The 18647-nt window shown below is 64.8% G+C and carries 21 protein-coding genes; 18 read left to right on the forward strand and 3 right to left on the reverse strand.

Annotated elements, in window-relative coordinates:
• The first annotated feature begins 32 nt into the window (after nt 1-32).
• From fabD to ASG27_RS21960, 9 genes are all read left to right on the forward strand, one after another.
• Nucleotides 33-983, forward strand: a complete 951-nt coding sequence (gene fabD / locus ASG27_RS21925) for an ACP S-malonyltransferase (protein ID WP_056421101.1) — start codon at nt 33-35, stop codon at nt 981-983.
• On the forward strand, nt 980-1726 hold the full coding sequence (gene fabG / locus ASG27_RS21930; RefSeq protein ID WP_056420838.1) for a 3-oxoacyl-ACP reductase FabG: 747 nt from the start codon (nt 980-982) through the stop codon (nt 1724-1726). The genes fabD and fabG overlap by 4 nt, the downstream gene beginning before the upstream one ends.
• Before the next feature lie 102 nt (nt 1727-1828).
• Nucleotides 1829-2068, forward strand: a complete 240-nt coding sequence (acpP, locus tag ASG27_RS21935) for an acyl carrier protein (RefSeq protein ID WP_003058049.1) — start codon at nt 1829-1831, stop codon at nt 2066-2068.
• Between the two features lie 49 nt (nt 2069-2117).
• Nucleotides 2118-3362, forward strand: coding sequence for a beta-ketoacyl-ACP synthase II (gene fabF / locus ASG27_RS21940; protein ID WP_056420842.1), 1245 nt, complete (start codon nt 2118-2120; stop codon nt 3360-3362).
• 138 nt (nt 3363-3500) lie between these two features.
• Nucleotides 3501-3977, forward strand: a complete 477-nt coding sequence (locus tag ASG27_RS26240; protein ID WP_235504232.1) for a hypothetical protein — start codon at nt 3501-3503, stop codon at nt 3975-3977.
• A gap of 13 nt (nt 3978-3990) precedes the next feature.
• Complete coding sequence (gene rpoE / locus ASG27_RS21945; protein ID WP_056420843.1) at nt 3991-4617, forward strand: RNA polymerase sigma factor RpoE; 627 nt, start codon at nt 3991-3993, stop codon at nt 4615-4617.
• A gap of 51 nt (nt 4618-4668) precedes the next feature.
• Complete coding sequence (locus ASG27_RS21950; RefSeq protein WP_056420846.1) at nt 4669-5298, forward strand: sigma-E factor negative regulatory protein; 630 nt, start codon at nt 4669-4671, stop codon at nt 5296-5298.
• Nucleotides 5299-5364: 66 nt separating this feature from the next.
• Entirely contained in the window at nt 5365-6411 is a 1047-nt protein-coding gene (locus ASG27_RS21955; protein WP_235504114.1) for a MucB/RseB C-terminal domain-containing protein, read from the forward strand.
• Nucleotides 6412-6560: 149 nt separating this feature from the next.
• Nucleotides 6561-8033: a Do family serine endopeptidase gene (locus tag ASG27_RS21960; protein WP_056420849.1), complete on the forward strand. Its 1473-nt coding sequence runs from the start codon at nt 6561-6563 to the stop codon at nt 8031-8033.
• A gap of 348 nt (nt 8034-8381) precedes the next feature.
• Here ASG27_RS21960 and ASG27_RS27020 read toward each other — a convergent pair whose 3' ends face one another.
• Nucleotides 8382-8555, reverse strand: coding sequence for a hypothetical protein (locus ASG27_RS27020; protein WP_156370863.1), 174 nt, complete (start codon nt 8553-8555; stop codon nt 8382-8384).
• On the opposite strand from ASG27_RS27020, the gene lepA reads away from it, so the two are divergent.
• The 9 genes from lepA (at nt 8545) to nagZ (ending at nt 16747) form a co-directional block, all read left to right on the forward strand.
• Nucleotides 8545-10353 carry a translation elongation factor 4 gene (gene lepA, locus ASG27_RS21965; protein WP_056420852.1) on the forward strand — a complete coding sequence of 603 codons (1809 nt, stop codon included), beginning with the start codon at nt 8545-8547 and terminating at the stop codon, nt 10351-10353. The two genes, ASG27_RS27020 and lepA, sit on opposite strands and share 11 nt — an antisense overlap.
• Nucleotides 10353-11330: a signal peptidase I gene (gene lepB / locus ASG27_RS21970; RefSeq protein ID WP_056420855.1), complete on the forward strand. Its 978-nt coding sequence runs from the start codon at nt 10353-10355 to the stop codon at nt 11328-11330. The genes lepA and lepB overlap by 1 nt, the downstream gene beginning before the upstream one ends.
• A complete protein-coding gene (locus ASG27_RS21975) occupies nt 11330-11731 on the forward strand; it encodes a DUF4845 domain-containing protein (RefSeq protein WP_442854100.1) in 402 nt (133 codons plus the stop codon). Before lepB ends, ASG27_RS21975 begins: the two co-directional genes overlap by 1 nt.
• Nucleotides 11731-12414, forward strand: a complete 684-nt coding sequence (gene rnc / locus ASG27_RS21980; RefSeq protein ID WP_056420857.1) for a ribonuclease III — start codon at nt 11731-11733, stop codon at nt 12412-12414. The genes ASG27_RS21975 and rnc overlap by 1 nt, the downstream gene beginning before the upstream one ends.
• Nucleotides 12411-13421, forward strand: coding sequence for a GTPase Era (gene era, locus ASG27_RS21985; protein WP_056420860.1), 1011 nt, complete (start codon nt 12411-12413; stop codon nt 13419-13421). The genes rnc and era overlap by 4 nt, the downstream gene beginning before the upstream one ends.
• 142 nt (nt 13422-13563) lie before the next feature.
• Nucleotides 13564-14331 (forward strand): DNA repair protein RecO, encoded by a 768-nt coding sequence (recO, locus tag ASG27_RS21990; RefSeq protein ID WP_056420863.1) that lies wholly within the window; start codon nt 13564-13566, stop codon nt 14329-14331.
• Complete coding sequence (locus tag ASG27_RS21995; RefSeq protein WP_056420865.1) at nt 14328-15122, forward strand: pyridoxine 5'-phosphate synthase; 795 nt, start codon at nt 14328-14330, stop codon at nt 15120-15122. The genes recO and ASG27_RS21995 overlap by 4 nt, the downstream gene beginning before the upstream one ends.
• Before the next feature lie 66 nt (nt 15123-15188).
• Nucleotides 15189-15605 (forward strand): holo-ACP synthase, encoded by a 417-nt coding sequence (acpS, locus tag ASG27_RS22000; RefSeq protein WP_056420868.1) that lies wholly within the window; start codon nt 15189-15191, stop codon nt 15603-15605.
• 50 nt (nt 15606-15655) lie between these two features.
• Entirely contained in the window at nt 15656-16747 is a 1092-nt protein-coding gene (nagZ, locus tag ASG27_RS22005; protein WP_056420872.1) for a beta-N-acetylhexosaminidase, read from the forward strand.
• Nucleotides 16748-16825: 78 nt separating this feature from the next.
• On the opposite strand, the gene ASG27_RS22010 is transcribed toward nagZ, so the two are convergent.
• Both ASG27_RS22010 and ASG27_RS22015 read right to left on the reverse strand, forming a co-directional pair.
• The gene (locus ASG27_RS22010) at nt 16826-17509 is read right to left on the reverse strand and encodes a mechanosensitive ion channel domain-containing protein (RefSeq protein WP_056421107.1); all 684 of its coding nucleotides are present in this window, start codon (nt 17507-17509) and stop codon (nt 16826-16828) included.
• A 62-nt stretch (nt 17510-17571) separates the two neighbouring features.
• On the reverse strand, nt 17572-18609 hold the full coding sequence (locus ASG27_RS22015) for a GGDEF domain-containing response regulator (protein WP_056420875.1): 1038 nt from the start codon (nt 18607-18609) through the stop codon (nt 17572-17574).
• Between the last annotated feature and the right edge of the window lie 38 nt (nt 18610-18647).

The following is an 18647-nucleotide window of genomic DNA, read 5'->3' on the forward strand; positions in this document are numbered from 1 at the left end:
GCAAGATTTCAACCATATTTCTGGATTTTTTCATGAAGACTTTTGCATTTGTCTTTCCAGGACAAGGCTCTCAGTCCGTGGGCATGCTGGACGCCTGGGGCGACAACGCGGTGGTCGCGCAGACCCTGCAGGAGGCCTCGGATGCACTCGGCGAAGACGTCGGCCAGCTGATCAAGGACGGCCCCAAGGAAGCGCTGGCACTGACCACCAACACGCAGCCGGTGATGCTGGTGGCGGGTGTCGCGGCCTGGCGCGTGTGGCGTGCCGAAGGTGGCGCGCTGCCGGCTGCCGTGGCGGGGCATTCGCTGGGCGAATACTCGGCACTGGTGGCGGCGGGGGTGCTCACCCTGGCGCAGGCCGCGCCGCTGGTGCGCCTGCGCGCAGCGGCCATGCAGGAAGCCGTGCCGGTGGGTACGGGCGCCATGGCCGCCATCCTGGGCATGGACTCCGCCAAGGTCATCGCGGGTTGCGTCGAGGCACTGGCTTCGTTCGGGCCCGGCACCTCCGAAGTGGTCGAGGCGGTCAATTTCAACGACCCGATCCAGACCGTGATCGCGGGCACCAAGACGGGCGTGGACAAGGCCTGCGAAGTGCTCAAGGCTGCAGGCGCCAAGCGTGCGCTGCCTTTGCCGGTGTCTGCGCCGTTCCACTCCAGCCTGATGAAGCCTGCGGCCGAGAAGCTGCGCGTGGCGCTGGCCGAGGTGGTGCTCGCGGCCCCGCAGATTCCCGTCCTGAACAATGTGGACGTGGCCGTGCAGAGCGATGCCGATGCGATCCGCGATGCGCTGTACCGCCAGGCTTTCGGTCCGGTGCGCTGGGTCGAATGCGTGCACGCCCTGAAGGCGCGTGGCATCACCCACATCATCGAATGCGGCCCCGGCAAGGTGCTGGCCGGCCTCACCAAGCGCATCGACCCCGAGCTGGTCGGTGGCTCTGTATTTGATCCGGCCTCGCTGGCCGAAACCCGGGAGTTGCTGGCATGACGGAAACCTCATCGGCAGCGCAGGTCGCGCTGGTCACCGGCGCATCGCGCGGCATCGGCGCGGCCATTGCACTGGAGCTTGCCGTGCGCGGCTACCAGGTGGTGGGCACTGCCACTACGGACGAAGGCGCACAGCGTATCAGCCAGGCGCTTGCGGCCTACCCAGGCTGCCGCGGCGCGAATCTGAACGTCAACGACATGGCCGCCATCGATGCGCTGCTGGACACCATCGTCAAGCAGCAAGGCGGCCTGCACGTGCTGGTGAACAACGCAGGCATCACCCGCGACACGCTGGCCATGCGCATGAAGGACGACGACTGGGATGCGGTGCTCGACACAAATCTCAAGGCCGTGTTCCGCATGAGCCGCGCCGCCATCCGTCCGATGATGAAGCAGCGTTTCGGGCGCATCATCAGCATCACGAGCGTAGTGGGTGCGTCCGGCAATCCGGGGCAGGCCAACTACGCCGCGGCGAAGGCGGGCGTGGCCGGCATGACGCGCGCACTGGCCCGTGAGCTGGGCAGCCGCAGCATCACCGTCAATTGCGTGGCACCCGGTTTCATCGAGACGGACATGACCTCCGTATTGGCCGAAGAGCAGCAAAAAGCGCTCAATGCGCAGATCCCGCTGGGCCACATGGGCAAGCCCCAGGACATCGCGCATGCGGTCGCCTATCTCGCCTCGCGCGAGGCTGGTTACGTGACGGGGCAGGAGTTGCACGTCAATGGCGGCATGTACATGTAATTAATGAAAGATAACGCCGCTTCATCCGGACGGCGGGCTGTTTAGGGCTTCTCCTTAAGCAGCTAGAATCGCGGATTCATTCACAACCCCCAGAGGGAAACCATGAGCGATATCGAAGCACGCGTCAAAAAAATCATTGCCGAGCAACTCGGTGTGGAAGAGTCCCAAGTCACGAACGAAAAGGCGTTCGTCGCTGACCTCGGCGCTGATTCGCTGGACACGGTGGAACTGGTGATGGCCCTGGAAGACGAATTCGGCATCGAGATCCCCGACGAAGACGCGGAGAAGATCACGACGGTGCAAAACGCCATCGACTACGCCAACACCCACCAGAAGGCCTGAGCGGCGCACTGCGCCTGACTCAAGCGATCAGCTAGAAGGTTTTTCACGCATGAGCCGTCGTCGCGTTGTCGTGACCGGCCTGGGATGCGTCAGCCCCGTGGGCAACACGGTGGCCGAGTCCTGGGCCAATCTCCTTGCCGGCCAGTCCGGCATTGACCTCATCACCAAGTTCGATGCGTCGAACTTCGCCTGCAAGATTGCAGGGGAGGTCAAAGGTTTCGACCTGGATTCGTACATCAGCGCCAAGGATGCGCGCGCGATGGACAGTTTCATCCACTTCGGCATTGCCGCTGCTGCACAAGCCGTGCAGGACGCGGGCCTGCCGACAGGTGAGGCGCTCAGTGAAGAATTGGCCACGCGCATCGCCTGCGTGATTGGCTCCGGGATCGGTGGCCTGCCACTGATCGAGAACACCCATGCCGAACTCACCAGCCGGGGGCCGCGGCGCGTCACGCCGTTCTTCGTGCCGGCCTCCATCATCAACATGGTGGCGGGGCATGTGTCCATGCGGTTTGGCTTCAAGGGGCCGAACCTCGCCGTGGTGACTGCCTGCACAACGGGCCTGCACTGCATCGGCGAGGCAGGCCGCATGATCGAATACGGGGATGCCGACGTGGTGGTGGCCGGTGGGACCGAATCCACCGTCTCCCCGCTGGGCATCGGCGGCTTTGCCGCCATGCGTGCGCTGTCGACGCGCAACGATGATCCCAAGACAGCATCCCGCCCCTGGGACAAGGACCGCGACGGTTTTGTGCTGGGCGAGGGCGCCGGGGTCATGGTGCTCGAGGAGTACGAGCATGCCAAGGCCCGCGGCGCCAAGATCTACGCCGAACTGAGCGGCTTCGGCATGAGTGCCGACGCCGGCCACATGACGGCACCCAACATGGATGGCCCCCGCCGCGCGATGCTCAACGCCTTGCGCAATGCGGGCATGAATGCCGATCAGGTGGACTACCTGAACGCGCACGGTACGTCCACGCCGCTGGGCGACCTGAACGAAACGAATGCCATCAAGGCGGCCTTGGGCGACCATGCCTACAAGACCGTCGTGAGCTCGACCAAATCCATGACCGGCCATCTGCTGGGTGGAGCGGGCGGCATTGAAAGTATTTTCACCGTGCTGGCGCTGTACCACCAGAAGGTGCCGCCCACGATCAACCTGTTCAACCAGGACCCCGAGTGCGATCTCGATTACTGCGCCAACACGGCCCGTGACATGAAGATCGACGTGGCCGTGAAGAACAACTTCGGCTTCGGGGGCACCAACGGCACGCTGGTGTTCAAGCGCGCCTGAACCTGGTGTCCATTGCTTCGCGGTAGACGCTGTGGGGTGAGGCTTGACGCCAACGCCTGGCATGCGGTTCTCTGAGTCGCCAGCCTTCGGGATGAGGCATCCGTTCCCATGACCCCGCTGGCGCGACACGCCCCCGCAGTGAACTATCCTTTCGGACGCAGCAGCGTCCTTGCGGGTTTTCTGCTCGCCGTGGTGGCCTGGGGCGCTGGTGGATTGGCGGCCTGGGCATTGCAGGGCACCCGTGTGGGCGTGCCGTGGTCCGTGTGGATGGCGGTGGGTGTGTGGCTTGTTGCCGCCATCTGTGCGGTTCATTTCTGGCGCCATCAGCCAGTGGGCATGCTTCGCTGGGACGGTCAGTCCTGGTCTGTCGTTTTGGCGGCCGGGCACGCCGATGCACAGGTCCGGGCACTTTCCGGCCCGCCGGAAGTCTTTCTCGACATGCAATCGCACTTGTGGGTGCATGTCTCGCCCGCAGGGCGTCGCGATCTCTGGCTGTGGCTGGGGCGTTCAAGCCAGCCCGAGCGTTGGATGGATATGCGCCGTGCGGTATATTCGCGCGCCAAGCCGGGCGTTGACCCTGACGCAATCGCCCCGGCTGGTAGCCCAGGGGCGTGATTTTCGAGCATCAATGACTGTAAATACGCCTTCCCCTTCCGAGGACAGTGATCTCCAACTGGTGGAGCGCACGGTTGCGGGCGATCAGCGTGCCTACGAGTTGCTGGTCATCAAGTACCAGCGCCGCATCGAGCGGCTGATCGGCCGGATGGTTCGAGATACGGACATCATCCCGGACATCGCGCAGGAAACCTTCATCCGGGCCTACCGTGCCCTGCACCAGTTTCGCGGCGAGGCCCAGTTCTACACCTGGCTCTACCGGATTGCGGTGAACACGGCCAAAAAAGCGCTCATGGACATGAAGCGCAACCCGGTCATCTCGGAGAATGCGCTGAGAGGGAATGACGATGAGGATGAAACTTCCCGCCTCGGACATGAACTAACCAGCGAAGAAACCCCCGAAACCGTACTCGCTGCCCGAGAAATCGCGCAAGCCGTCAATGCGGCGATGGAGGCGTTGCCCGAGGATCTGCGCCAGGCGGTGACGCTGCGCGAGATCGAAGGGTTGAGTTACGACGAGATCGCCCTGGCGATGGGTTGCCCCATCGGCACCGTGCGGTCGCGGATTTTCAGGGCGCGGGAGGCCATTTCGGCCCGGGTGCGTCCCTTGCTCGAAAACCAGACGGGCAAACGGTGGTGAGGTGATGAAATGAACAAGGCTGTAGCAAACATCGAATTGGCGGATCGCTCCATGGCGGACAGTACGGACAAACGAGAACAACTTTCTGCGCTGGCGGACGGGCAGTTGCAGGGCGCTGAGCTGGCGGATGCGCTCGCTTACGCCGGCCAGGACGAAGAGGCCATGGCGACCTGGCAGCTGTACCACCTGGTGGGCGACGTGCTGCGTTCACCCGAGTTGGCGCAGCCCATGGACACGGGTTTCATGGCCCGTCTGCGCACGGAGCTGGCCAAGGAGCCACTGCCGGTGCGTGCGCAGGAGCCTGTGCAGGTGGCCGTGGTGGCCCCCAACGCGACGGCCGCTGCGAACGCTTCGGTGTTCCGCTGGAAGATGGCTGCTGGATTTGCGTCGATGGCGGCAGTCGCGGCCATCGGCTGGTCCTCGCTGTCCACGCTGCAAGGAAGTCCTGGTCAGGCGCCGGCCGGCGCGCAACTGGCCCAGCAATCGGTCGAGCGCCCGGCAGCAGGCGCCGCGGCCGCGCCCGTGGTGGCTGTGGCCGATGCGGATGGTCAGCAGGTCATGATCCGCGACCCGCGCCTGGACGAGCTGTTGGCCGCACACAAGCAGTTTGGAAGCACCTCGGCCCTGCAGATGCCCGCAGGTTTCTTGCGCAATGCCACCTTCGAGACTCCCAGCCGCTGACCGCCGGGTTCCCATCGGCATCGAGGTCGTGCGATGAACCCGTCAGGAGCCACAGCCAGCCCCACCATGTCTTTGTATCGATGGATCAAGGCGCCTGCCTTGGCGGCGCTGTGCATGCTGGGCGCGTCTTGCGCAGTCGGCGCACCGCAGGCGGGGGCTTCGGCACCTTCATCGACCGTCGACGCTGCACCGGCCGCGGCCGAGCGCACGGTGGTGCAGTGGATCGAGCGCATGCACCGCGCGCCCTGTGCCAAGCCTTATGTCGGGACTTTCGTGGTCCTGTCTGCCACCGGTGCCATGGCCAGCTCGCGGATCTGGCAGGCATGCGATGCCCAGCAGCAGATGGAGCAGGTCGAGGTGCTGAGCGGCACTCCCCGCGTCATCTTCAGGCGCAACGACGAAGTGCGCACGTTCTGGCCGCAGACGCGGGTGGTGCGGATGGACCGGCGGGAGGCGGCGGGTCTTTTCCCGCGCGTTCCTGCCGTCGATGGAGCGTCCATTTCCCAGTTCTATGTCTCCAAGCCTCTGGGCCAGGAGCGGGTTGCCGGGCTGGTGGCCGACGTGGTCTGGTTCAAGCCGCTGGACGGCTTGCGGTTTGGCTACCGGCTCTGGAGTGAAAAAGAGACGGGCCTGGTGGTCAAGCTCCAGACCCTGGCGCCCGACGGGCGCGTGCTTGAGCAGTCGGCCTTCTCGGAGCTGGACCTCAATGCATCGGTGCGTGCCGATCAGCTGTCGCGGCTGATGGACGCGACCGCTGGCTACAAAGTGGTGGCGCCAGCGGTGGTCAAGACGACCGCCAAGGACGAGGGCTGGTCGCTGCGGCAGCCCGTGGCCGGCTTCGTGCCCGTGAGCTGCCACAAGCGGGCGGTGTCTGCGACCGACGACGCCCAGGGCGTGCTGCAGTGCCTGTATTCCGATGGACTGGCATCCGTGTCGCTGTTCATGGAGGCGTTCGACGCACAACGCCACCCCGCCCAGCCGCAGGTCTCCAGCATGGGCGCCACTCAATTGCTCGCGCAGAAGATCACGCCCGAGGTGTGGCTCACGGCGGTGGGCGAGGTCCCCATGCACACCCTGCGCCTCTTTGCGGGCCAGCTTGAACGCACGCGCTGAGCGCGTCGGGCCCGCCGCGGCTTCGCTGTCCGGTGCCGCGTTGCGCGGCACGCGATCGTTCTTTTGCCGGGGAACCATTTGCACGCACTTTCTTCACAGTTACACACAGTTGTATGACGGCATTCGTAACATTTCACGAAAGGTCAAAGATGTCGAAGTTTGATGGAACCGTGCTGCGCTCGTGGGCGCTCGCTTCGGTGTTGGTGGGTGTGGCTGGTACGGCAGGTTTGCTGCCGCTGGCGGCCCTGGCGCAGCCCGCGGCGGCTGTGCGTGGCCTGCCCGATTTCACCGACCTGGTGGATCAGGTGGGGCCTTCCGTGGTCAACATCCGTACCGTGGAGAAGGCGTCCAGCCGTTCTGGTGCCAATGGCATGGACGAGGAAATGCTGGAGTTCTTCAAGCGTTTCGGCGTGCCCATCCCGAATGCGCCGCGGCAGCAGCGCCCTCAGCGGCCGCAGCAGGACGAAGAGGCGCAGCCGCGCGGCGTGGGTTCGGGCTTCATCCTGACGGCCGACGGCTTCGTGATGACGAATGCCCACGTGGTCGAGGGGGCCGACGAGGTCATCGTGACGCTGACCGACAAGCGTGAATTCAAGGCCAAGATCATCGGTGCCGACAAGCGCACCGACGTCGCGGTGGTCAAGATAGAAGCCACGGGCCTGCCGGCCGTCAAGGTGGGCGATCTGAGCCGCCTTCGCGTGGGCGAATGGGTGATGGCCATCGGCTCCCCCTTCGGCCTGGAGAACACGGTCACGGCGGGCATCGTGAGTGCCAAGCAGCGCGATACGGGCGACTACCTGCCCTTCATCCAGACGGATGTGGCGATCAACCCCGGCAATTCCGGCGGGCCGCTGATCAACATGCGCGGCGAGGTGGTCGGCATCAACAGCCAGATCTATTCGCGCTCGGGTGGGTTCATGGGCATCTCGTTTGCCATTCCGATGGACGAGGCGATCCGCGTGAGCGAGCAGTTGCGCGCGTCGGGCCGTGTGACCCGGGGCCGCATCGGTGTGCAGATCGGTCAGGTCACGCGCGATGTCGCAGAGTCCATCGGCCTGGGCAAAGCGCAGGGCGCACTGGTCACCGGCGTCGAGTCGGGCTCCCCTGCCGACAAGGCCGGCGTGGAGGCGGGCGACATCATCACGCGCTTTGACGGCAAGCCGATTGAAAAGGTCGCCGACCTGCCGCGCCTGGTGGGCAACACCAAGCCCGGCAGCAAGAGCACGGTGACGGTGTTCCGCCGGGGCGCCTCGCGGGACCTGGGCATCACCATCGCCGAGATCGAGCCGGACAAGCCGGTGGCCAAGGCGCCGGAGCGCGAAGAAAAACCCAAGGCTTCTGCAGCCGCCCAGCAGGTGGGCCTGGCGGTCACGGAGTTGACCGACGCGCAGAAGAAAGAGCTCAAGATCAAGGGCGGCGTGGTGGTGGCCGCTGCCACCGATGGGGCCGCGCGAGCGGGCCTGCGCGAGGGTGATGTGATCCTGTCGATTGCCAACGCCGAAGTGGCGGGCGTGAAGGAGTTCGAGGCGGTGCTGTCGAAGGCCGACAAGACCAAGGCGATCAACGTGCTGTACCGCCGCGGCGAATGGGCGCAGTACGCGCTGATCCGCCCCGCCCGCTGACCTGGGGCCTGGCGCGCTCGAAGGGGCTGTGACAGCGTCATGACCCCTTCGCCGCCAAGCCTTTTGCGGGGAGGTGCACTATTTTTTGGGCCGCGGAAAAAAGTCTTTGCACTCACTTGAAGTTAGCTTTCGCTTACATGCGTGCCGGCCTATCAATCGTTTTCGATAGAATACGGGCACCTGTTCAAACCTTAACTGTATATTGAATGGCGTCGGGTTCACGATGCGGGATGCCAGTGTGCGATGCACAGCTGATCCACAGCTCACCCACAAGTTGTCCAGCGTTGTTGTTGTGCTAATTGTGAATAAGCTGTGTATAAAATTCCTGTTGCACCGTGACAACTCCCCTCAGATGCAGTCGGGCGGGCTTTTTTCGGCGGGCTTTTTGCCTACAATGAAGTTCCAACTATCGCAGTTGCCAATGATTGTTGGTTCAGGGCGCGTCGCCATTCGACGCGCCCTTTTTTCTTGTGTGCGCCGTTTTAATTCAATCACTTGACGTTTTTCGTTGATGAACCACATCAGAAATTTTTCCATCATCGCGCACATCGACCATGGCAAGTCGACACTGGCCGATCGCTTGATCCAACGCTGTGGAGGTCTTGCCGAGCGCGACATGGAAGCCCAGGTGCTCGACTCGATGGACATCGAAAAAGAGCGTGGGATAACCATCAAGGCGCAGACCGCTGCGCTGCAGTACAAGGCCCAGGACGGACAGGTCTACAACCTCAATCTGATCGACACGCCGGGCCACGTCGACTTCTCGTACGAGGTGAGCCGCTCGCTGTCCGCATGTGAAGGCGCGTTGCTCGTCGTCGACGCATCGCAAGGCGTGGAGGCGCAGACCGTGGCCAACTGCTACACCGCGCTCGACCTCGGCGTGGAGGTGGTGCCGGTGCTCAACAAGATGGATCTGCCCAACGCAGATCCGGAGAACGCCAAGGCCGAGATCGAAGACGTGATCGGCATCGATGCGACCGATGCCATTCCCTGCTCGGCCAAGACCGGCATGGGCATCGACGAGATCCTGGAAGCCATTGTTGCCAAGGTGCCCGCACCGCGCGGCAACGCGGACGGCCCGCTGCGCGCGATGATCATCGACAGCTGGTTCGACAGCTACGTGGGTGTGGTGATGCTGGTGCGCGTGGTCGACGGCCGCCTGCTCAAGGGCGAGCGCATCAAGATGATGGCCAGCGAGGCTGTGTACAACGCGGACAACCTGGGCGTTTTCACACCCGCCAACGAGCCGCGCAATTCGCTGGATGCCGGCCAGGTGGGCTACATCATTGCCGGCATCAAGGAGCTGCAGGCTGCCAAGGTGGGCGACACCATCACGCTGGAAAAGAAGCTGCCCAACAACGCTGGCCCCGCTGCCGAGGCGCTGCCCGGCTTCAAGGAAATCCAGCCGCAGGTGTTCGCGGGGCTCTACCCCACCGAAGCGAGCGAGTACGACTCGCTGCGCGATGCGCTGGAAAAACTCAAGCTCAACGACGCCTCGCTGCACTACGAACCCGAAGTGAGCCAGGCGTTGGGCTTTGGCTTTCGCTGCGGCTTCCTGGGCCTGTTGCACATGGAGATCGTGCAGGAGCGCCTGGAGCGGGAGTTCGATCAGGACCTCATCACCACGGCGCCCAGCGTGGTGTACCAGGTGGTCAAGGCCGACGGCGAGATCGTCATGGTCGAAAACCCGTCCAAGATGCCCGACCAGGGACGCCTGGAAGAAGTGCGCGAGCCCATCGTGACCGTGCATCTGTACATGCCCCAGGACTACGTCGGCCCGGTGATGACACTGGCCAACCAAAAGCGCGGCGTGCAGATCAACATGGCGTATCACGGCCGCCAGGTGATGCTCACCTACGACATGCCGCTGGGCGAGATCGTTCTCGACTTCTTCGACAAGCTCAAGTCGGTGTCGCGCGGCTATGCCTCCATGGACTACGAGTTCAAGGAGTACCGCGCTTCCGACGTGGTCAAGGTGGACATCCTGCTCAATGGCGAAAAGGTGGATGCCTTGTCCATCATCGTGCACCGCTCGCAGTCGCAGTACCGTGGCCGCGCCGTGGTGGGCAAGATGCGCGAAATCATCAGCCGCCAGATGTACGACGTGGCGATCCAGGCTGCCATCGGCGCGAACATCATCGCGCGCGAAACCATCAAGGCGCTGCGCAAGAACGTGCTGGCAAAATGCTATGGCGGTGACGTCAGCCGCAAGCGCAAGCTCCTTGAAAAGCAAAAGGCAGGCAAGAAACGCATGAAACAGATTGGCTCGGTCGAGGTGCCCCAAGAGGCTTTCCTGGCCATTTTGCAGGTGGAAGATTGATGCTTCAGTTCATGCAGATCCTGACGTCGGCCGTGCTGGCCATTTTTGCGGGCTACATCGGCGCTTGGTACTTCGGCGCCATCGAGGGCAATTTCGCGCTGCTGCTGTTCCTGGCGACCGTGGTCACGGGCGCCTATTGGCTCGCGGAGCGCTTTTACTTCCTGCCCCAGCGGCGCCGCGCCGCGCAGGCGGTGGAGGATGCGGCCGTCCAGCGCCGGGCCGAGCTGGACCGCATGGGCATCGAGAAGGTCGACGTGGACGTCCAGGAGGCCAAGGGCCGCCTGCTCATGCAGCCCTGGTGGCTCGACTGGACGGCGGGCCTGTTTCCGGTCATCGTGGTGGTGTTCCTGCTGCGCTCCTTCCTGTTCGAGCCCTTCAAGATCCCGTCGGGGTCGATGATTCCCACGCTGCTGGTGGGCGACCTGATCCTGGTGAACAAGTTCACCTACGGCGTGCGCCTGCCGGTGATCCACACCAAGATCATCGAAGGCAGCAAGCCCCAGCGCGGCGACGTGCTTGTGTTCCGGTACCCGCCCCAGCCGACGCTCGACTACATCAAGCGTGTGGTGGGCGTGCCGGGCGACGAGGTGGCCTACCTGAACAAGCGTCTCACGATCAATGGAAAGGCCGTGGACACGAAGGCGCTGCCCGACTTTTTTGAAGAAGACTCGATGCGCTACTTCAAGCAGTTCGAGGAGCAGCTTGGCGCGCAGCCGCACCGCCTGTTGAACAACCCGGATGTGCCTGCGTTCGTGCAGGGCGCTTCCAACTTTGCGAACCGCCAGAACTGCCGCTACAGTGTCGAAGGGGTGGTCTGCAAGGTCCCCGAGGGCCATTACTTCATGATGGGTGACAACCGCGACAACTCCCTGGATTCACGCTACTGGGGATTCGTGCCCGAGGGCAACATCGTGGGCCGGGCCTTCTTTGTGTGGATGAATTTCGGTAATCTCAAGCGCATCGGTTCGTTCAACTGATGAACGGTCTGCTCATACAACGGAGAGGGGAAAAAATGCATCGTAGTAATCTCATTCGCCGGTCTCGCCAGCGGGGTCTGTCGTTCATCGGTGTAGTGTTCATCGGGGTGCTCGCCGTGGCTGCTTTTGCGATCGGCGGGCAGTCCATACCGATTTTTCTGGAGTACCAAGCCATTGGCAAAGCTGCTGCCAAGGCGGCGAAAGAAGGCAACACGGTCGCTGAGATTCGTGCGATCTTTGATCGTGCGGGAGCTATCGACAACATCAGCTCCGTGCAAGGCAAGGACCTTGAAATAGCGAAAAGTGGTGACAAGACCATAGTCTCCTTCAAATACTCCCGCGAAATCGCCCTGGCAGGCCCCGCGTTCCTTGTCTACCGCTTCGAAGGACAGACCAAGTAGTGCATCCAGGTCTCCAATCGCTGCAGGCCCGCCTGCAGCATGTTTTCTCCAATCCTGCGCTGCTCCAGCGCGCCACGACGCACCGCAGCTTCTCGGCCGACCACAACGAGCGCCTGGAGTTTCTCGGTGATTCCGTCCTGAACCTGGCCGTCGCCAGCCTGCTGTACCAGCGGCTGGCCTACCTGCCCGAAGGTGATCTCTCCCGCGTCCGCGCCAATCTGGTCAAGCAGGACACGCTGCACCAGCTCGCGCTGCACCTGAGGGTGTCCGAGGTGCTGCGCCTGGGCGAGGGCGAATCCAAATCGGGCGGCCAGCAGCGGCCCTCCATCCTGGCGGATGCTCTGGAGGCGCTCATTGGTGCGGTGTACCTCGATGCGGGGTATTCCGCGGCCGAGGCACTGGTGCACCGGCTGTTCCAGGGCGTGGAGATCAATCCCCAGATGCAGGCGGCCTCCAAGGACGCCAAAACCGCGTTGCAGGAGTGGCTGCAGGGCCGCAAAATGAAGCTGCCGCAGTACAAGGTGGTGGCGACGGTGGGTGCCGCCCACCGCCAGACCTTTGACGTCGAGTGCGATATCCCCGAACTGTCCCTCACCGAACGCGGCATCGGCGGCTCGCGCCGCGCGGGCGAGCAGGCGGCTGCGGCGGCCATGCTGGCTACATTGAAAGCAAAGAATCTATGAACGACGACGCAACCCACGATGTGGCCGGTGAGGAAGACAGCGTGCCGAGCGCCGGTGTCCAGAACGATCTGGAGGCCATGCTCGCAGCATCGCGTCCTCCCGCAGCGGTGCAAGGCCAGCGCTGTGGGGTGATCGCCATCGTGGGCAAGCCCAACGTCGGCAAGTCCACGCTGCTCAACGCGCTGGTGGGCCAGAAGATCAGCATCACGTCGCGCAAGGCCCAGACCACGCGCCACCGCATCACCGGCATCCGCACGCGCGAGCTCACGCAGTTCATCTTCGTCGATACGCCCGGTTTCCAGACGCGCCACGCCACCGCGCTCAACAAGTCGCTCAACAAGACGGTGATGGGCGCGATCGGCGATGTGGACCTGATTCTCTTCGTGGTCGAAGCGGGCAACTTCACGCTGGCCGATGCCAAGGTGCTGTCGCTGTTCAAGCCCGGCATCCCCACGCTGCTGCTGGCCAACAAGCTCGACATGATCCACCGCCGCGCCGAGATCGCGCCCTGGCTCAAGAGCATGCAGGAGCGCCATCCGTTTGCCGAGTTCGTGCCCATGTCGGCCAAGAACAAGGGCGATATCGAGCGCCTCTTCGGCATCTGCGCCAAGTACCTGCCCGAGCAGGGCTGGTGGTACGCCGAGGACGAGCTGACCGACCGCAGCGAGAAGTTCCTCGCCTCCGAGACCGTGCGCGAAAAGCTGTTCCGCTTCACCGGCGACGAGTTGCCCTACACCTCGACCGTCGTCATCGACAAGTTCGAAGAGGAAAAGAGCAAGCAGCACAAGCGCCTGGTCAAGATCGCCGCCACTATCGTGGTGGAGCGCGACAACCACAAGATGATGGTCATCGGCGACAAGGGCGAGCGCCTGAAGCGCATTGGCACCGAGGCGCGGCAAGAGCTCGAAAAGCTCATGGACGCCAAGGTGTTCCTCGAACTCTGGGTCAAGGTGCGCTCGGGCTGGGCCGACGACGAGGCGCGTGTGCGCTCGTTCGGCTACGAATGAGCCGCCGCCACAGCCGGCACATTCGGTAGCAGCCTGCTCTGTTCTGTTGCCTGTGGAACCACAACGCCCGGCCCGCTGCTCTCTGCCCGGGGCGGCAGCGTCCCTTTGACGGTCCCTGACCTGCATCCGAAGACCCACCACCGTGGCTGCCGCCAAGCGCATCGCCGATGAACCCGCCTTCGTGCTGCACAGCTACGACTGGAGCGAGTCCAGCCTGATCCTGGAGGTGTTCTGCCGCCGGCAGGGCCGCGTGGCGCTGGTGGCCAAGGGGGCCAAGAAGCCCACCTCCAACTTCCGCCCGGTGCTGCTGCCATTGCAGCCCCTGCTGCTCACGTACACCTTGTCGGGTGATGGCAGTGCCGATATCCACACGCTCAAGGGCGCGGAATGGGTGGGCGGCCATGTGATGCCCACGGGCGACGCGCTGCTCTCGGGGCTGTACCTCAACGAATTGCTGCTGCGCCTGCTGGCCCGGGTCGACCCGCACACAGCCCTGTTCGACGCCTATGCAGGCGTGGTGCGCGTGCTGGCCAGTGAGCATGGCGATGCCCTGGAGCCCGTGCTGCGCAGCTTCGAGCTGCTGTTGCTGCGCGAGATCGGCCTGCTGCCCAGCCTGGACGCCCAGACCATGACCCTCGCGCCTCTGGAGCCCGCCACCCGCTACACGCTGGTGGCCGAGGGCGGCTTGCGCGCAGCCTCGTCGGCCGACCGGGCCAGCTTGCAGGGCCACCAGTGGCAGGCGCTGCAGCGGGCCCTTGACGACGGCACCGCCAGCTACACCGCCACGCTGCGGGCCTGCGCGCCGGTGGCGGCCGAACTCAAACCCCAGCTGCGCGCCGTGCTGCAATACCATTGCGGCAGCCCGACGCTGCGCACCCGCCAGCTCATGATCGACCTGCAGGCCCTATGAACCAGCCATTCCACACCAGCCCCAGCCGTCCTTCGCACCCGACCACCGCCTTGTCGGTCAACGTCAACAAGGTCGCCCTGTTGCGCAACACGCGCCATCTGGGCATTCCCAGCGTCACCCGCGCGGCCGAGCTGTGCCTCCAGGCGGGCGCGCAGGGCATCACGGTGCACCCCCGGCCCGACGAGCGGCACATCCGCGGCCATGACGTGTTCGAGCTGGCCACGCTGATGAAGGCCTGGCCGGACCGCGAATACAACATCGAGGGCAATCCGTCGCAGAACCTGATGGACTTCATCCGCCAGGTGCGCCCGCACCAGGCAACCTTCGTACCGGACAGCGAAGACCAGTTCACCAGCGACCACGGCTGGAGCTTTCCGCAGGATGCCGAGCGCCTGCAACCCCTGATCGCCGAATGCAAGGCCCTGGGCGTGCGCGTGAGCCTGTTCATGGACCCGGTGCCCGAGCAGATGGCCGCAGCCAAGGCGGCAGGCGCCGACCGCGTCGAGCTGTACACCGAGCCCTATGCCGCCGCCTGGGGCACGCCCCAGCAGGACGAGCAGCTGGCACGCTACCGCGATGCCGCCCAGGCGGCGCTCGATGCGGGCCTGGGGGTCAACGCGGGCCACGACCTGAACCGCGACAACCTGGCCGCCTTCGTGCGCGACGTGCCCGGCGTGCTGGAAGTCTCCATCGGCCACGCGCTGGTCGCCGACGCGCTGGAGCTGGGATACGCGGCCACGGTGCAGGCCTACCTGGCGTGCATCCACACGGGTGCGGCCGCGAACCGTTGATGCTCCTTATTTGATAGCTGGTGGCGATTGACAGGCAAGCGGTAGCCACCTTTTTGACTCACAACCATGATCTACGGCATTGGTACCGACATCTGCGACGTGCGGCGCATCGCCGCCAGCCTGGAGCGCCACGGCGAGCGCTTCGCCCAGAAGGTGCTGGCCGATGGCGAACTGGCGACCTGGCGCGAGCGGAGCAGCCGCTGGCCCGACCGGGGCCTGCGCTACCTGGCCACCCGCTTTTCGGCCAAGGAGGCCTTCAGCAAGGCCATAGGCCTCGGGATGCGCATGCCCATGACCTGGCGCCACTGCGAAGTGGCCAAGCTGTCGACCGGCCAGCCCGTGATCGTGCTGCACGGCGCTCTCAAGGACTGGTTCGAAGCGCGGGGCCTGACGGCACACCTGAGCGTGACCGACGAGACCGACTACGCCGCCAGCTTCTGCGTCGTCGAGAGAATGCAAGATAAATCGGCCCCTACCGCTTGATTGGCAAGCGCTGGCAGCTATTATTTGTATAGCAAATTATTGTGGAACCCATGACCGAACACGCACCCCTGATCCTCGACGTGGCTGGCACAGAGCTCACCGCCGCAGACCGCCGCCGCCTGGCCCACCCGCTGACCGGCGGCGTCATCCTGTTTGCCCGCAACTGGACCGACCGCACGCAGTTGCTGCAGCTCACCAGCGCCATCAAGGCCGTGCGCGATGACCTGCTGATCTGCGTGGACCACGAAGGCGGCCGCGTTCAGCGCTTTCGCACTGACGGCTTCACGCATGTGCCGCCGATGCGCGCCCTGGGCGAGCTATGGATGGATGATAGACAGGGCGCCAAGGCCATTGCCGGCAGCGGCGCCCTGCGGGCCACCAATGCCGCCACAGCCGCGGGCTATGTGCTCGGCAGCGAACTGCGCGCCTGCGGCGTGGATTTCAGCTTCACGCCGGTGCTGGACCTGGACTGGGGCGAAAGCGGCGTCATCGGCGACCGGGCCTTTCACCGCGACCCGCGCGTGGTGGCGCTGCTGGCCAAGAGCCTCATGCACGGCCTGCTGCAGGCCGGCATGGCCAACTGCGGCAAGCACTTTCCGGGGCATGGCTTTGTCAAAGCCGACTCGCACACCGAAGTGCCGGTGGACAAGCGCAGCCTCAAGGCCATCCTGGCCGACGACGCCGCGCCGTACCCCTGGCTCAGCACCACGCTCACCAGCGTGATGCCGGCGCACGTGGTCTACCCCAAGGTGGACAGCCGTCCCGCGGGCTTCTCCCAGCGCTGGCTGCAGGACATCCTGCGCCGCCAGATGCGTTTTGACGGCGCCATCTTCAGCGACGACCTCAGCATGGAAGGTGCGCGGCGGCTGGACGGCCAGGTGGTCAGCTACACCGATGCGGCGGTGGCGGCCCTGGAGGCCGGCTGCGACCTGGTGCTGCTGTGCAACCAGAGCGTGGGCGACGGCCGGGCGGTGGATGAACTCATCGACGGCCTGGAAAAAGCCCAGGCGCAGGGCCTGTGGAAGCCCAGCGTGGACAGCGAGTCGCGCCGCCTGGCGCTGCTGCCCGAAACGCTGCCCCAGCCCTGGGATGAGCTGATGTACCAGCCTGCGTACATGCAGGCGCTCGACCTGCTGCCCTGACGCAGCGGCGGAAACCGCGGGCCAACCACCGCGAGCCGCCAGCTACCAGCCGCTCAACGGGGACAGCACGGCCAGGCGTTACGGCGCAGGTGCAGTGGGGGGCGATGCCGGCGGTGGGCTGATCGCCACGCTCGCCTCTGCCGACGGCGCGGCTGTGGCTACGCCTGCAGGTGCCGGTACGGCGGGCGGCACCACCGGGCCAGGCACCCCCTGAAACCGCCGCACCACGCGCTGGAACACCAGCGCATTCGGAATCTGCAGCCACGCCACGTGTTCTGCCGTGGCGCCATGGTCTTCCAGCGTGGTGTACAGCAGGTTGATGTCTACCACGCGGCCCTTGGCGCCGGGCTTCTCGGCCGTGTCCAGCACCTCGATGTAGTCGCCGATCCGAAACGGCCGCACCGTGAAGATCAAGAGCGCGCAAAACAGGTTGGACAGCACGCTCCACGCGGCAAAGAACGCCACCGCGCCCACGGTGGCAAAGCCGGTGAAGGCCGTCCAGAGCACCGTGGCCGACACGCCCATGCGTTCGAGCACCAGCAGCGCCGCGCTGGCCACGACCACCCAGCGGATCAGCCCGTTCATGGGCACGACCAGTTCGTCGGGCACCTGGTAATGGGTGCTGGCGCGGCGCACGATGCGGCGCAGCATGCGCTGCAGCAGCCAGGCGACCAACAGGATCAGCAGAATCTGAACGCCGGGAATGATGACTTCCAGCCAGTCCTGGATCCAGTCGGGCAACCGTGTCTTCAGAACCTGCATGCGCGAGACCGCAGAGCGTGCATTGCGTTCGGTGGCGTCAAACGAGAAGGCGGAAAAGAGACTCAATTGCGCAATTGCTCCAGGGTGTCCATCTGCATTTCAAAACTGAAGAACCGGTTGCGGCCCTGTGCCTTGGCGGCGTACAGGGCCTGGTCGGCCCGCATGATCATGCTCTCGGCGTTGGTGCTGTCGTCGGGCACGCAGGTGGTGATGCCGCCAGACAGGGTGAGCGTACTGCCCAGGGGCGAGCCCGGGTGGGGCAGGGCGCGCACCTTGAGCAACTGGCCCAGCGCGCGCGCAAAGGTCATGGCGCCCGAGCGCGGCGTGTTGGGCAGGATGAGCGCGAACTCCTCGCCGCCGTAGCGCGAGGCCACGTCCCGCGGCCGCACGCACACTTCACGCAGCAGCCGGCCCACCTCCTTCAGGCACGCATCGCCCTGCACATGGCCGCTGGCGTCGTTGAAGAGCTTGAAGTGGTCCAAATCGCACAGCATCAGCGTGAGCGGCGTTCCGTCACGGCGCGCCGCCAAAATCTCGTTGTGCAGGATGCGGTCGAAGCCGCGGCGGTTGACCAGCGCGGTGAGGGCGTCGACCTCCACCATTTCGTTCAACCGCTGGTTGGCCAGGTGCAGTTCGGCCGACATCGACACCAGCCGGCGCCGCATGTCCAGCAGGCGCCGCATGGCCCGCAGCTTGGCCATGAGCACGATGGGCTTGACCGGCTTGACGAGGTAGTCGTCGCCGCCCACTTCGATGCCGCGCCATACGTCCAGCTCGTTGTCCAGTCCGGACAGGAAGATGATCGGCGTCCAGTCGCCGGCCTCGCTCTCGCGCATCTGCTGCGCCACCCAGTAGCCATCCTTGCCGGGCAGCCGGATGTCCAGCAGCACCAGGTCGGGCCGGTGGGCCTTGAACAGTTGCAACGCGGCGTCGCCCTCGGGCGCTTCGAAGATGTCGGTGACTCCCGCATGCCGCAACTCAGCCACCAACGCAGCGCGCACGGAACCCTGGTCTTCCACCACCAGGACCGAGAACCCGCCGCCGCCCGATGGCGGGGGCTGCGTGGGGGGATAGGGCGTGCTGCTGGATGTGAATGGCACGGTGACTCCTCAGGCCTGTTGAACGCGGCAAGGGCGCA

Origin of the sequence: Acidovorax sp. Leaf191 (assembly GCF_001424425.1) — a bacterium.
GTDB lineage: Bacteria > Pseudomonadota > Gammaproteobacteria > Burkholderiales > Burkholderiaceae_C > Acidovorax.